Here is a 14028-nt window from a genome sequence, read left to right on the forward strand (position 1 = left end):
GGGCCCTAGTTGGAAGCGAGGAGCTTCAGCTCGGGGTGGGCCGTGCCGCCGGCGATCGCGGTCGACGAGATGTGGGACATGACCCGCTCGTCCACCGGGTCGTTCGCCGGGTCGTCGTGCACGAGGAGGTGCTCGTACGTCGTCGCGCGCTGGGCGGGGACGCGGCCCGCCTTTCGGATCAGGTCGATGATCTCGAGGCGGTTGGAGCGGTGCTTGGCGCCGGCCGAGGAGACGACGTTCTCCTCCAGCATGATCGAGCCGAGGTCGTCCGCACCGTAGTGCAGGGAGAGTTGGCCGACCTCCTTGCCCGTCGTCAGCCACGAGCCCTGGATGTGCCGGACGTTGTCGAAGAACAGCCGGGCGATCGCGATCATCCGCAGGTACTCGAAGAGGGTCGTCTGGGTGCGGCCCTTCAGGTGGTTGTTCTCGGGCTGGTACGTGTACGGGATGAAGGCCCGGAAGCCGCCCGTCCGGTCCTGCACGTCACGGATCATCCGCAGGTGCTCGATGCGCTCGGCGTTGGTCTCGCCGGTGCCCATCAGCATGGTGGACGTCGACTCGACGCCCAGCCCGTGCGCGGTCTCCATGATCTCCAGCCACCGCTCGCCGGACTCCTTGAGCGGGGCGATGGCCTTGCGGGGACGGGCCGGGAGCAGCTCGGCGCCGGCGCCGGCGAAGGAGTCGAGGCCGGCGGCGTGGATACGGGTGATGGCCTCCTCGACCGTCACCTTCGAGATCCGCGCCATGTGCTCGACCTCGGACGCTCCCAGCGAGTGGATCACCAGCTGCGGGAACGCCTTCTTGATGGCCGCGAAGTGCTTCTCGTAGTACTCCACCCCGAAGTCCGGGTGGTGGCCGCCCTGGAACATGATCTGCGTACCGCCGAGCTCGACGGTCTCGGCGCATCGCCGCAGGATGTCGTCGAGGTCGCGCGTCCAGCCCTTGGCGGTGTCCTTCGGGGCCGCGTAGAAGGCGCAGAACTTGCACGCCGTGACGCACACGTTCGTGTAGTTGATGTTCCGCTCGATGATGTACGTGGCGATGTGCTCGGTGCCCGCGTACAGCCGGCGGCGTACGGCGTCGGCGGCGGCGCCGAGCGCGTGCAGGGGGGCGTCGCGGTAGAGGTCGAGGGCCTCTTCCGGGGTGATCCGCCCGCCGTCCGCGGCACGGTCGAGCACAGACTGGAGGTCGGCCTTCTCGGGCACCGGAGCGTCCCTTTCGTCAAGGGTTGTGGACGGACCGAACCAGCCTACGCCAGCGGTCGCGGCACCCGGACGTCAGGCTGCGTACGCACCGATCAGCAGCCCGGCGAGAGTCCCGACGAGCATGAACGGCCCGAAGGCGATCGTCGTCCTGCGTCCGGCCCGTCCCGCGACGGCCAGCGCACCGCCGTACAGCGCCCCGAGCAGGAACGCGGCGAACGTGCCCAGCATGACCGTCGCCCAGCCGTACCAGCCGAGGACGGCGCCCATCGACAGTGCCAGCTTCACGTCGCCGTAGGCCATGCCGCCGGGGTTGACGAGGTGCAGCACGAGATATCCACCGCCGAGGGCGAGCGCGCCGAGCAGGGCCGTCGTCCAGTCGCCGGCGTGCTCGGGCAGCAGCGCGGCCGGGCCCAGCAGGGCGAGGGCGGCGGCCGCGAGCGGGAGGGTGAGCGGATCGGGCAGCCGGCGCACCCGCAGGTCGACGGCGGCCAGCAGTACCCCGGCCGGCGCGAGCAGCAGCCAGACGACGAGTTCGGGCCGGACACCGGTCGCCGCGGCGAGCGCGCCACAGACGACAGCGGTGAGCAGCGAAAGCCCGACACCACCGGGCGCGTCCGCCCCCGACCCCGACCCTGGTCCTGGCCCCGACCTCGACTCCGGCCCTGGCCCCGACCCCTGCCCCGGCTCGGTGCACCGGTCGCATCCGGCGCGTCCGAGCCACCCCCGGATCGGGTGTCCGTCCGGGCAGGTCGCTCGCCAGCCGCCGTCTCTCTCCTCCCACGGCACGGAGAACCGGTGGACGGCCCGGGGCAGCAACGCCCCCGCGAGGGCGCCCCAGAGGGCCGCGATCGTGACCAGTGCCAGGTCACCGGGAGGTGTGGTCATCGACGGAGATCCTAGGGATGCGGAGGGACGCTGACACCGGCGCGTCCTCATGAAGCCTGCACGGAATCGGCCACGAAGAACCGCGCAAGGGGTCGAACGTCCGTGCCATCATCCCCGGATGCGGCAGGAAGAACGGGGGCCCGGATGGCACTTCTCCCGGTGAGCCGGGCGACGTTGGAGTCCGACGCCAGGGTGCTCGCGACGGTGCGCGCGATCGGTGAGCGCCGTGGCGTGGACTACACGGACGACGCGGCGGTGAGCGAGTTGCTTGCGGAACGGCGGCGAGCCCTCGAAGCCACCCAGCGCGGACCGCTGGTGTGGGTGGGAGGCCTCACCCTGGTGGTGGGTGTGCTCTGGCCCTTCCTGGCGCAGATGGTCCCGGCGCTCTCCGAGCGGCTCCCGCTCTCGTACGCCCCGGCCGGTCCCCTCCTCGTCGTCGCCGCGGCCACGCTGAGCGCCGTACGCATCCGCTGGAAGCGCGCGTTGGTGCACGGCACGCTCGTCGGCTACCGGGAGGTCATCGGCGTGGCCCGGGCCCACGGGCTGCCGGTGACGCACGTACCGGCGTGGCTGGAGGGCAGGTCGTACGGCGGGACCGGGAAGGGAGCCGCGCCGGTGCCCGCGTACGGGACCGTCCGGGCGGAGGACAGCGGGACGCGGACGCCTCCGCCGGGGTCGACGGCTCCCTCGGCGACCTGGGCGGCGCCGGACCCGTCCTCGGTGAGCCCCGGGGCGGCACCGCAGCCGCCGACGCGGACGTCCGCCCCGATCCCTCCGAAGCCCGCCGCCGTCCTCTCCTACGAGCAGACCGCCGACGAAGGCGGCCTGCACGACGAGGGCGGCTGTCTGCTGCTGTTCGGCGGGGTGCTGGGTACGGCGTGGGGGGTGTCGCAGGACATGCCGGTCGCCGTCGTCGGTGGTCTGCTCCTGGTCCCGCTCGCCGTACGCGTGTGGGTGCTGGGCAGCCGCCAGGGCAGGGAGAAGGCTCGGCTGCGTCAGGAGGCGCTCGCCTACGTCCGGACGATCGCGGCGGCCCAGGCGGCCGGCGCGCAGGCGCCGGAACTGTCTCCCGTGCTACGGAAGTTGCTCGAGGAGGAACAGGGGGCGCCGACCCGGGAGTAGCCCGTCGCCGGTTACCTCCCGCGCGTTCGCCGGTTACCTCCCCCGCGCCGCCCTGCTCCTGCCCCCGCCCTTCTTGCGCAGTCTCCTCATGCGGGCCCGCTCCTGCGCGCGCCGCGCCTCGGTCACCGTGCCGCGCCTGCGGTACCAGAGCCCGCCGAGCAGTACGGCCGTGGCCGCGTAGGCGAGGAACACGCTGCCCGTGCCCGGGATGTACGCGCACGTCGCGCTGTCCGAGCGGCAGTTGCGGCCGGGCAGGGCGCCGAAGACGTACATCAGCGCGCCGAAGGCCACCGTCCAGCAGACCGCTCCGCCGACCGCGAGCCCGACCCGGACGGGGCCGGTACGGTGGCGATCCCGGCCGCGATCCCGGCCGCGTTCCGGGGAGGAGAACCACGCGCCACCGGCCCAGCCGGCCACCGACAGCAGTCCGAGCAGCGCGCCGGCCGTCCAGCCGCCGCCGGGCAGGTCCACGAGCGCCGGTGCCGTCAGGCGCACGAACCACCTCCACAGGCCCATGGCGAACAGCAGGACGGCGAGGAGGGCCGCGAGAAAGAGGACGCCGCCGACGACACCCCAACCGGCCCGGGACCGGAACCGGTTCACTGTTCGACCTTCGCCATGCGCGCCACCGGATTGCCCTCCGCCGCGCTGTCCGAGGCGTATGTCAGGTCGTCGCCGGTCGGGGTGAGCCGGATCGTGTGGGGTTCGGGATTGCAGCCGCTGTGGTTGCCCTTGGCCCCGACCGAGGTGGCGACGACCTCCTTCTCCGTCACCTGCTTCAGCGTCAGGATGTCGAGACAGCTGCCGCCGAGCACATCGGTCTGCCGCAGCTCTCCCACCTTGTCGCCCACGTCGGCCTGTTGGACCGTGACCCGGAAGGTGCCCATCGGCAGCGTGCCGCCGAGGCCGCTGCCCTCGCCCTCCCAGGTGCCGACATAGCGGGCCGGGAGCGCGGTGGGCGCCTCTCCGGCGGCCGGGGCGGAGCTGCTCGAACTCCCGGTCGGCGTCGAGGAGTGGGCGTCGCTGCCGGAGGCGTCGTTCCGGTCCCCGTCGCCCGGCAGCAGCTGGAACAGGAACACCGACCCGACCGTGACCGCCGCCATCGCCCCGGCGACCGCCAGCGCGACGGTGCAGCTCAGCCGCCGCCCGCGTCCGCCCTCCCCCTCGGTCGCGGTGGCCGCCACGGTGACGGAGACCTTGCCCGGCCGGTCCGGGCCGGCGGCCGCCGGTCCGGCGTCCCTCGGCTCGGGGACGAGACGCGGCGCGTCGGCCGGGGTGGCGGCGCTCCCGCCCATCACCGGCGGCGGCCCGAACTCCCCCAGCGTCACGGCCGGCTTCCCCGAGGTCACCGCCGGACTGCTGAACCCCACCGGCCCGGACGCGACCGGCTCCACACCGGCCCCCGTCCCCTCCAGATTCAACAGCTGTACGGCGCTCCGCCCCAGTTGCTCCACCAGCGCACCCGGCAGCCATCCGCCCGCCACCAGCCGGGCCGCGCCCTCGGGGGCGAGTCGCCGGGCCACCTCGGCGGGGGCCGGCCGGGCGGTCGGGTCCTTGGCCAGACAGGCCTCGACCACCGCCCGCAGTCCGCCTCGCAGCCCGCCCTCGGGCGCGCCCAGCTCGGGCTGTTCATGGACGACCTTGTAGAGGAGGGCGGCCGAGGAGTCCCCGGGGAACGGGGGTTGTCCGGTCGCCGCGTACGCCAGCACCGCGCCGAGGGAGAAGACGTCGGCCGCGCCGGACGCGACCTTGCCGAGGATCTGCTCGGGGGCCATGTAGCCGGGCGAGCCGACCGAGACGCCGGTGGAGGTGAGCGACGCCGTGCCGTCGGTCGCCCGGGCGATGCCGAAGTCGATGAGCAGCGGACCGTCCACCGTCAGCAGGACGTTGGACGGCTTCACGTCCCGGTGCACCAGGCCCAGTTCGTGCACGGCTCCCAGCGCCTCCGCCAGGCCGGCGCCCAGCACCCGTACGGAGTGCTCGGGCAGCGGTCCGCCGCCGGAGTTGACCGCCGCGGCCAGGGTCGGGCCGGCCGCGTAGCCCGTGGCGACCCAGGGGACCGGCGCCTCCGGGTCGGCGTCCAGGACCGGCGCGGTCCACGCGCCGCCGACCCGCCGTGCGGCATCGACCTCGCGCCGGAAGCGGGCACGGAACTCCTCGTCGAGCGCGAGGTGCGGGTGCACGATCTTCACGGCGACCGTGCGGCCGCCCGCGCTGCGGCCCAGGTATACGCGGCCCATCCCGCCGGAGCCGAGGCGGCCGAGCAGCCGGTAGGGACCCGCGGTCGTGGGTTCGTCGGCTCCGAGCGGCTGCATTGGACGTCCACCTCTCCCCCGAAAGGCGCCCCCGCGGGGCCGCGGGGCCCCCTAGGACTCGGCAGCAGCGTAGTGCCGTGGCTACGGCCGGAGCAGCTCGACCTTCACGTCCGCGGGGAAGCCCGTCGTCGGGCCGACCCGGCGGGCAAACTCGGTGACGGCCTCCAGCTGGGGCCCGCCGAAGCGGAAGTCGAGGGTGGTGAAGTACTGCTCGAGCACGCGCTCGTCGAACTCCTCCCAGCGGGCCGCCTGCTCGGCGACCTTGCCGACCTCGTCGAGGGAGAGGTTGCGGGACTCGAGGAAGGCCTGGTGGACCTCGCGGGTGATGACCGGCTCGCGCTCCAGGTACTCCCGGCGGGCCGCCCACACCGCGAAGACGAACGGCAGGCCGGTCCACTCCTTCCAGAGCGCCCCGAGGTCGTGCACCTCCAGACCGAACTTCGGTCCGTCCAGCAGGTTGGCCCGCAGCGCCGCGTCTCCGATGAGTACGGCCGCCTCGGCGTCCTGCATCATCAGGCTGAGGTCGGGCGGGCAGGTGTAGTAGTCCGGCCGCACGCCGAAACGGTCCGCCAGCAGCAGCTGGGCGAGGCGCACGGAGGTGCGGGAGGTCGAACCGAGGGCGACCCGGGCGCCGTCGAGCTCCGCCAGCGGGACCTGGGAGACGATCACGCAGGACATCACCGGGCCGTCGCAGCCGACCGCGATGTCGGGGAAGGCCACCAGGTCGTCGGCGTTCTTGAGGAACTCGACGAGGGTGATGGGCCCGATGTCGAGGTCGCCCGAGACCAGTCGCTCGCTGAGCTTCTCCGGGGTGTCCTTCGTCAGCTCGAAGTCGAGGAGGGTGCCGGTTCTCGCGAGCCCCCAGTAGAGGGGCAGGCAGTTGAGGAACTGGATGTGGCCGACGCGCGGCCGGGTGCGAGAATTGTCCACATCGCGAGGCTAGACCCCATCGGATAGCGTGGGCACTCCACCCCCTGGGTCAACGGGTTTCGGGGATCTTCAAACATCCGGGTGACGTGATCTTGACCTCTATTGCTTTCGGCTGCCTACATGCTAGGCTCGCCGCAAGTTGCAGTTTGGTTTCCCTTGCAGTACAGAGCCTGCGGAGCATGTAACCGCGGGCTCTCGTCGTTTTCAGACGTATGCAGTTGTGCGGCACTTGCTTTCACGCTTGCAGGGTTCTGGAGCAGGGCAACCCTTTGGGCCCAAGGAGGGCTTATGGCTACCGGAACCGTGAAGTGGTTCAACGCCGAAAAGGGCTTTGGCTTCATCGCCCAAGAAGGCGGCGGCCCCGACGTCTTCGTCCACTACTCCGCGATCAACGCGCAGGGTTTCCGCTCGCTCGAGGAGAACCAAGCGGTCTCCTTCGACGTGACGCAGGGCCCGAAGGGTCCTCAGGCGGAGAACGTCACCCCCGTCTGAGTCTTCACACCCTGGATCGCAAGTCTGAGAGCAGCACCCAAGGAGCCCTGTGCCGGTCGGCACGGGGCTCCTGCCTTTGCCCGGCGCCCCTCGGGTTGTCAGTGGGCGCGGCTAGGGTCCCCGTCCATGACCGACACCACGGACGCCACGGACGCCATCCCCACTCCTCCTCCCGCCTCCGCCACCCCCGGCTTCGTCGCCGCCACCCGTACCTTCTACGACGCCATCGCCGAGGAGTACGCCGAGCGCTACCGGGACGAGCTGGTGGCCAGGCCGCTGGAGCGGGCCGTGCTCACCGCGTACGCCGAGCTCGTCGGCGCCGGTGGCCGGGTGGCGGACCTCGGGTGCGGTCCCGGCCGGTCGACGGGGTTCCTCGCCTCGCGCGGGCTGGACATCTCCGGGCTCGACCTGTCGGCGTCGATGCTGGCCATCGCGCGGCGCGAGAACCCGAGGATCCGGTTCGAGCAGGGCTCGATGCTGGAGCTGGACTTCGCCGACGAGAGCCTGGCGGGGGTCGTCTCCTTCTACTCCTCCATCCACACCCCTGTGGACGAGCTGCCTGCCCTGTTCGCCGCGTTCCACCGCGTGCTCGCCCCCGGCGGCCATCTCCTCCTCGCCTTCCAGGTCGGCGACGAACCGCGCCATTACGACCAGCCGTGGGGATACCCGGTCGCCCTCGACTTCCTGCGGCGCCGCCCGGAACGGATGGCCGAGCTGCTGACGGCGGCCGGCTTCGCGATGCTGTCGCGCACGGTGCGGGAAGCGGACGCCGACCTCGGCGAATCGACCCCGCACGCCTTCCTGATCGCCCGCAGGCCGACCTCATCGGACGCCTGAACCCGGAGCATGGGGTCACCCATGCCGGGTACTGGAGTGACAAACGAGGTTTGGGAAGCTTGTGCGTATGGACATCGATCGCAGGAACAACGTCACCGTCACCGGCAACCCGCAGGGGCCGACGGTGGTGCTGGCGCACGGGTTCGGCTGCGATCAGAACATGTGGCGGTTCACCGTTCCCGCCCTCGTCGAGAAGTACCGGGTGGTGATGTTCGACTACGTGGGGTCGGGCCGCTCGGACCTGTCCGCGTTCTCGGAGGACCGCTACGCCTCCCTCGACGGTTACGCGCGAGACGTGGTGGAGGTGTGCGAGGCGCTGGACCTGCGCGACGCGGTGTTCGTGGGGCACTCGGTCAGCGCGATGATCGGCGTGCTGGCCGCCGACCGGGCTCCCGAGCGCATCGGGGCGCTGGTGATGGTCGCCCCGTCCCCGCGTTACATCGACGACGACGGCTACCGGGGCGGCTTCAGCGAGCCGGACATCGACGAGCTGCTCTCGTCACTGGAGTCGAACTATCTGGGCTGGTCGGCGGCGATGGCACCGGTGATCATGGGGAACGCGGAGCGGCCCGAGCTCGGTGCGGAACTGACGAACAGCTTCTGCGCCACCGACCCGGACATGGCGCGCGTCTTCGCCCGGACCACGTTCCTGTCGGACTCGCGGGACGACCTGAAGAGCGTGCGGGTGCCGACGCTGGTGCTGGACTGCACCCAGGACGCCATCGCGCCCCCGGAGGTCGGCGCCTTCGTCCACCGGTCGATCCCCGGCTCGACGCTGATCACGCTCGACGCCACCGGGCACTGCCCGCAGCTGTCCGCGCCCGAGGCCACCAACGCGGCGATCACCGGCTTCCTCGCGCGGCTGCGTTGATGTGCCGCCCCGGCCGACAACCCGACCCGGCCGACGCCGACGACGGGAAGACCTCGGACGCGGCCTTCGCCGCGCTGCTGGAGGACAGCGCCGAGGAACTGTACGAGAGCGCGCCGTGCGGATACCTGTCCATGCTGATGGACGGCACCGTCGCGAGGATCAACACCACGCTGCTGGACTGGCTCGGCCTGGAGCGGGAGGCGGTGGTGGGCCGGATGCGGTTCACCGACCTGCTGACCGTGGGCGGCAAGCTGTACCACGAGACGCACTTCGCGCCGCTGCTTCGTATGCAGGGCAGGCTCGGCGGCATCGCGCTGGAGATGAAGCAGGCCGACGGCTCCCGGATACCGGTACTGGTCTCCTCCGTGGTCAAGTACGGCGGTACCGGCGAGCCGCTGCTGATCCGCACCACCGTCTTCGACGCCCGGGACCGCCGCGCCTACGAGGAGGAACTCCTGCGCGGCCGGAAGGCGGCCGAGGAGGCGCGCAGACAGGCGGAGGCCGACCGTGCCAGGTTGCAGGAGGCCCTCGCGGTGCTCCAGCAGTCGCTGCTGCCCGCCACCCTGCCGCCGGTGCCCGGGGTGGAGACGGCCGCCCACTACTACACGGCCTCCCCCGACCGGCTCGGCGGCGACTTCTACGACGTCTTCCCGGTCGACGGCAAACGTTTCGCGTTCTTCCTGGGCGACGTGTGCGGCAAGGGTCCGCAGGCCGCCGCCCTCACCTCGCTGACCCGCTACACGCTGCGCGCCGCCGCGCTGCACGACTCCGACCCCGTGGCGGCCCTGTCGACCCTCAACAAGGTGCTGCACGAGCGGTACTCCGGCAGCGGTGACCCGCGCTACTGCACCGCCGTGTTCGGCGTGCTGGAACCCGACCTCGAGACCGGGCAGGTCGCCGTGCGCATCGCCTCGGGCGGCCATCCGCCGGTGCTCGTCCTGCGCGCCGACGGCACGGCCGACTTCCTGCCCACGCCCGGCGGTCTCCTCGTCGGCGTTCTGCCCGACGCGCGCTTCGTCGCCGCCGCCACGGTCCTCGGCCCCGGCGACACCCTCCTGCTCTACACCGACGGACTCACCGAGGCCCGTACCGGCGAGGACCGGGGCAGCCTGTACGGGGACGAGGCCCTGCGCGCCTTCGCCGCCGAGCACGCCGGCCGGCCCCCGCAGGCCGTCATCGACGCCCTGACCGGCCTGCTGGACGAGTTCGGCGACGGCCTCGACGACGACACCGCCCTGCTCGCGCTCGGCGTCCCCGCACCCTCCCCGGCAACCGTCCCCGCACCCGCCCCGGCAACCGACCCGGTAACGAAGAGCACCTGATGAGCCCGCTGAAGATCACCACCCGAGACACCGCGGCCGGTCCCGTACTGGAGGTCCTCGGCGACCTCGACTACGCCCACGCCGGCGAACTGCGCGACCTGCTCAGCACACTCACCCTCCAGCCGGGCCAGCTCCTCGTCCTGGACCTGGCCGGCATGGACTTCTGTGACTCCAGCGGTCTCACCGCGCTGATCGCGGCCCACCAACAGGCCCTCGCCGCCCACGCGGGCATCGCGCTGGCCGCCGTCCCGGCCAACACCCTGCGGGTCCTGCGCATCGTCGGCCTCGACCAGATCTTCCCCCTCCACCCCGACAGCGAGACCGCCGCCCGCGACTCACGACAGGGCAGCTGAACAGCACCATGCCCGCCCCCTAGAGGTCCCCGGCGAGGTCGAGGGCCGCTATGTGGCCGAAGGTCATCGCGGGGCCGATCGTCGAGCCCGCGCCGGCGTAGCTGTGCCCCATGACCGCGGCGGAGGCGTTCCCGGCCGCGTACAGGCCAGGGATCGTCGAGCCGTCGCCGCGCAGCACGCGGGCCCGGGCGTCCGTGCGCAGGCCGCCCTTGGTGCCGAGGTCGCCGGGGACGATCCGGAAGGCGTAGTACGGGGGCAGCCACAGGGGCGCGAGGCAGGAGTCGGGGAGGACCGCGGGGTCCGTGTAGTAGTGGTCGTAGGCGCTGTCGCCGCGCTTGAAGTCGGTGTCCTCGCCCTTGAGGGCGAGGGAGTTGAAGCGGTCGACGGTGGCGCGGAGCGCGGCGGCCGGGACGCCGATCGAGGCGGCGAGGGCGTCGAGGGTCCAGGCCTTGCGCACGGCTCCCGAGGTGTACCAGTCGTCGGGGAGCACGAAGGTCGGTGCGACGTCCTTGAAGAGGTACCGGTTGCGGTAGTTCTGGTCGACGACCAGCCACGCCGGGATGTCGGGGGCGGTGGGGTCGAGGTCGTACATCGTGTGCACCACGTCGCTGTAGGGACCGGCCTCGTTGACGAAGCGGGCACCCGCCCGGTTCACCAACAGGCCGCCCGGAAGGGTGCGTTCGGCGAGGCAGAAGTAGGGCTCGCCGGGGAGCGGGATCGCGGGCCCCCACCAGGCGTCGTCCATCAGCGCCAGCGCCCCGCCCGCGCGTTGACCGGCGCGTATCCCGTCGCCCGTGTTCTCCTTCGCCCCGACCGTCCACGCGGTCCCGATCGGCTGCCGCTGGTACTGCGCCCGCATCGCCGCGTTGTGCTCGAACCCGCCCGAGCCGACGACGACACCCCGCCGGGCCCGCAGGAGTCCCGGCGCCCCGTCGCGCGTGACGACGGCCCCCGTCACCACTCCCCCCTCGACGTACAGGTCGGTGAGCGGGGTGTTCAGCCACACCGGCACCTGGGCGGCCAGCAGACCGGCGCGCAGGCCCGCGGCCAGCGACTGGCCCATGGTGAGCGGCTTCTGCCCGAGCAGCGCGGCCCTGGTCCCCCGCGCCAGGCACTCGGTGGCGACGGCGGCCCCCTTCACGCTCACGGCGGCGAGCGCGAGCCACTTGTAGTCCGCGCTGAACACGACCATGCCCGCCGGTACGGCCAGGTACGGCGGGTTGAGGCGGGCGAGTTCGGCTCCGAGGAGGTTGCCGTCCAGCTGGTCGGGCTCGATGGAACGGCCGCCGGGCAGCCCGCCCGGCAACTCCGGGTAGTAGTCGCTGTACCCCTGCATCCAGCGGAACCGCAGCGGGCTGTTGGCCATGACGAAGGAGAGCATGGCGGGGCCGTGCGCGAGGAAGGCGGCCTGGCGGTCGGCGGAGACGTCCGCCCCGACCACGGCGGCCAGATAGGCGGCCGCCTTGGCGGGCGTGTCCGGCACCCCGGCGGCCAGGACGACGGCGTTGTTCGGGATCCAGATCCCGGCACCCGAGCGGGCGGCGGACCCACCGAACGTCGGCGCCTTCTCGACCACGACACAGCTGAGCCCGCGCTTCGCGGCCGTCAGCGCGGCGGTCATCCCGGCGGCGCCGGAGCCGATGACGACGACGTCGTAGGTACCGAGGACGGGCGGGTCGGCGGCGGCCGACTCCCGGTCGAAGCCGGTCAGCGCCAGCCCGGCACCGACGGAGGCGGAGGCGCCGAGCACGGCCCTCCGGGAGGGAAGGCCGACATGTCTCGCAGGGTCCGCGCTCGTGGTCATGGCCACTCCAGCCAGCTGGGAACGATGGGAACGAATGGATGGATTCGGGTGCGGAGCCCGGAATGTCGCGCGGCGACCTTGTGAAGTCAAGAGCCGTGCGGTGGCCGGAATCCCTCGCTCGGACTCACCTCCGCTCACTGAGCGGCAGTTCGGCCCAGACCGTCTTGCCGACGTCCCGCTCCGCGACGCCCCACGTGCGGGCCAGCACCCAGACGAGGATCAGACCCCGGCCGCCCTCCTCCTCCGGGTTCGTGACGATCCGCAGTCGCCGGTCCGCGCGGGCGTCGCTCACCTCGACACGCAGCGTGTCCTCCGGGAGCAGCAGGAGTCGCAGCTCGAAGTCCCGGCCCGGGACGCGTCCGTGCGTGACGGCGTTGGCGGCGAGCTCCGCGACGACCTGTTGCGCGGTGTGGTTGGCGTCGCTGCCGTGCGGGTGTCCCCAGGCCGTGAGCTGGTGACCGGCGAGTCGACGGGCCAGCCGGGCCCCGCGCGGCGTCGCGCTGAGACGCAGGGTCAGTTCACCGAGCGGGGCGTCACCGGCGTCGGCCCCGGTGGCGATCCGGGTGGAGATCTGGGTGGAGATTTCGGAGTTCACCTGACTGAGCGTGGTCGGTTGTCTCTACCCTGACCAGGGGCGAACCCGCGACTCTGTGTAGCCGTACGGCTGCGGTGGGGCAGGTGTACGGGTCGTCGGCCGTGACCACGACGACGTGAAGGCGGGGGTGTAAGTGACGGATGAGCGCAGGCCGGAGACACCGGCGGAGGCCGACGGGACGACAGGGCTGTTCACGGCCCTGGGCAAGATGCTGAAGCTGTTGCGGGAGCGCAAGGGGCTCACACAGAAGGAGTTCGGTGAGCTGGTCGGGTACGGGCCGGACGCGATCTCCGCGATGGAGCGGGGCGTGCGGACGATCCGGCCCGAGGTGCTGGAGAAGGCGGATGAACTGCTGGCTGCCGGGGGCCTGTTCAAGGAGGCGATTCCCGAGGTCCGGGAGGCGATGAGTCGGGTGCGGACGCGGCATCCGGAGTGGTATCGCGGGTACGCGGCGATGGAGGCCGAAGCCGTTGAGCTGCACCAGTACTCCATCAACGCGGTGCACGGGCTACTCCAGACGAAGGACCACGCTCACGCGGTGTTCGCGAACCGGCGTCCCTTCCTGAACGACGAGACCATCGAGAAACGAGTGGCCGACAGGCTCTCGCGACAGCAGGTCTTCGACCGTTGGCCTGTGCCGATTGTGAGCTACGTGATCGAGGAGACCGTCCTGGACCGGCCGATCGGCGGACGGGACGTCCATGCGGAGCAGTTGCGGCGTTTGCTGACGGTCAGCCGGATGCGGAACGTCGAGATCCAGGTGATGCCGACCAGGGTGCAGGAACACCCCAATCTGGATAGCGCGTTCAACCTTCTGACGCTCAAGAAGCATTCCCAGGTCGCATATACGGAGGCACAGGGCTTTCCCCGGCTGATCACCGACCCGGAAGAGGTCCGGAAGATCGCCGCCCGCTATGGGAGCATGCGGGCAATGGCTCTCCCGCCCCGGGAAACCCGAACGCTGATCGAGAAAAAGCTGGAGGAGCTGTGAACAGCGAGGACCTCAACTGGTTCAAGTCCAGCTACAGCAGCGGCGAGGGCGGCGACTGCCTCGAAGTCGCTTACGTCTGGCGCAAGTCAACGTACAGCGACGGTGGGGGCGGCGAATGCCTTGAAGTCGCCTACCCCTGGCGCAAGTCGACGTACAGCGATGGCGAAGGCGGCGATTGTCTCGAAGTCTCCGTCTGTCCCCGGATCATCCACGTCCGGGACTCCAAGAACCCCGACGGCCCCCGTCTCTCTCTCGCCACCGGCGCCTGGGCCGACTTCCTCGCCCACGCCGTGAAGCCGTGAAGTA

The 14028-nt window shown here is 71.7% G+C and carries 15 protein-coding genes; 8 read left to right on the top strand and 7 right to left on the bottom strand.

All coding sequences use genetic code 11. The annotated features are described in order from the left end of the window. Positions 1 to 5: 5 nt before the first annotated feature. Both mqnC and ACIRPU_RS31525 read right to left on the bottom strand, forming a co-directional pair. On the bottom strand, positions 6 to 1205 hold the full coding sequence (gene mqnC / locus ACIRPU_RS31520) for a cyclic dehypoxanthinyl futalosine synthase (RefSeq protein WP_355704850.1): 1200 nt from the start codon (positions 1203 to 1205) through the stop codon (positions 6 to 8). Positions 1206 to 1277: 72 nt separating this feature from the next. Beyond that, positions 1278 to 2090 carry a prepilin peptidase gene (locus ACIRPU_RS31525; protein WP_403873298.1) on the bottom strand — a complete coding sequence of 271 codons (813 nt, stop codon included), beginning with the start codon at positions 2088 to 2090 and terminating at the stop codon, positions 1278 to 1280. A 144-nt stretch (positions 2091 to 2234) separates the two neighbouring features. Between ACIRPU_RS31525 and ACIRPU_RS31530 the strand changes: the two genes are divergently transcribed. Beyond that, positions 2235 to 3212: a hypothetical protein gene (locus tag ACIRPU_RS31530; protein ID WP_403873301.1), complete on the top strand. Its 978-nt coding sequence runs from the start codon at positions 2235 to 2237 to the stop codon at positions 3210 to 3212. 33 nt (positions 3213 to 3245) lie between these two features. Here ACIRPU_RS31530 and ACIRPU_RS31535 read toward each other — a convergent pair whose 3' ends face one another. The 3 genes from ACIRPU_RS31535 to ACIRPU_RS31545 form a co-directional block, all read right to left on the bottom strand. Next, entirely contained in the window at positions 3246 to 3815 is a 570-nt protein-coding gene (locus ACIRPU_RS31535) for a hypothetical protein (RefSeq protein WP_403873304.1), read from the bottom strand. Beyond that, positions 3812 to 5527 (bottom strand): serine/threonine-protein kinase, encoded by a 1716-nt coding sequence (locus tag ACIRPU_RS31540; protein ID WP_403873307.1) that lies wholly within the window; start codon positions 5525 to 5527, stop codon positions 3812 to 3814. Before ACIRPU_RS31540 ends, ACIRPU_RS31535 begins: the two co-directional genes overlap by 4 nt. Positions 5528 to 5608: 81 nt before the next feature. Next, positions 5609 to 6457, bottom strand: coding sequence for a menaquinone biosynthetic enzyme MqnA/MqnD family protein (locus ACIRPU_RS31545; protein ID WP_403873309.1), 849 nt, complete (start codon positions 6455 to 6457; stop codon positions 5609 to 5611). Positions 6458 to 6745: 288 nt separating this feature from the next. On the opposite strand from ACIRPU_RS31545, the gene ACIRPU_RS31550 reads away from it, so the two are divergent. The 5 genes from ACIRPU_RS31550 (at position 6746) to ACIRPU_RS31570 (ending at position 10332) form a co-directional block, all read left to right on the top strand. Then, positions 6746 to 6949, top strand: coding sequence for a cold-shock protein (locus tag ACIRPU_RS31550; protein ID WP_073499902.1), 204 nt, complete (start codon positions 6746 to 6748; stop codon positions 6947 to 6949). Positions 6950 to 7075: 126 nt separating this feature from the next. Then, positions 7076 to 7786 carry a class I SAM-dependent methyltransferase gene (locus tag ACIRPU_RS31555; RefSeq protein WP_403873312.1) on the top strand — a complete coding sequence of 237 codons (711 nt, stop codon included), beginning with the start codon at positions 7076 to 7078 and terminating at the stop codon, positions 7784 to 7786. Between the two features lie 67 nt (positions 7787 to 7853). Continuing rightward, positions 7854 to 8657, top strand: a complete 804-nt coding sequence (locus ACIRPU_RS31560; RefSeq protein WP_403873315.1) for an alpha/beta fold hydrolase — start codon at positions 7854 to 7856, stop codon at positions 8655 to 8657. Continuing rightward, positions 8657 to 9979, top strand: coding sequence for a PP2C family protein-serine/threonine phosphatase (locus tag ACIRPU_RS31565; RefSeq protein ID WP_403873318.1), 1323 nt, complete (start codon positions 8657 to 8659; stop codon positions 9977 to 9979). The genes ACIRPU_RS31560 and ACIRPU_RS31565 overlap by 1 nt, the downstream gene beginning before the upstream one ends. Then, positions 9979 to 10332, top strand: coding sequence for an STAS domain-containing protein (locus ACIRPU_RS31570; RefSeq protein WP_403873321.1), 354 nt, complete (start codon positions 9979 to 9981; stop codon positions 10330 to 10332). Before ACIRPU_RS31565 ends, ACIRPU_RS31570 begins: the two co-directional genes overlap by 1 nt. A 19-nt stretch (positions 10333 to 10351) precedes the next feature. Here the strand turns inward: ACIRPU_RS31570 and kstD are convergent, their stop codons facing one another. Both kstD and ACIRPU_RS31580 read right to left on the bottom strand, forming a co-directional pair. Then, on the bottom strand, positions 10352 to 12136 hold the full coding sequence (gene kstD, locus ACIRPU_RS31575) for a 3-oxosteroid 1-dehydrogenase (protein WP_403873324.1): 1785 nt from the start codon (positions 12134 to 12136) through the stop codon (positions 10352 to 10354). Positions 12137 to 12260: 124 nt separating this feature from the next. Continuing rightward, a complete protein-coding gene (locus ACIRPU_RS31580; RefSeq protein ID WP_403873327.1) occupies positions 12261 to 12731 on the bottom strand; it encodes an ATP-binding protein in 471 nt (156 codons plus the stop codon). Between the two features lie 133 nt (positions 12732 to 12864). Here ACIRPU_RS31580 and ACIRPU_RS31585 point away from each other — a divergent pair, with 133 nt between their 5' ends. Together ACIRPU_RS31585 and ACIRPU_RS31590 are read left to right on the top strand one after the other, a co-directional pair. Beyond that, positions 12865 to 13722: a helix-turn-helix domain-containing protein gene (locus ACIRPU_RS31585; protein WP_403873330.1), complete on the top strand. Its 858-nt coding sequence runs from the start codon at positions 12865 to 12867 to the stop codon at positions 13720 to 13722. Next, positions 13719 to 14024, top strand: coding sequence for a DUF397 domain-containing protein (locus ACIRPU_RS31590; protein ID WP_403873333.1), 306 nt, complete (start codon positions 13719 to 13721; stop codon positions 14022 to 14024). Before ACIRPU_RS31585 ends, ACIRPU_RS31590 begins: the two co-directional genes overlap by 4 nt. Positions 14025 to 14028: the final 4 nt, after the last annotated feature.

It is taken from the genome of Streptomyces sp. NPDC102259 (assembly GCF_044766465.1).
In the GTDB taxonomy this organism is placed as follows: Bacteria; Actinomycetota; Actinomycetes; order Streptomycetales; family Streptomycetaceae; genus Streptomyces.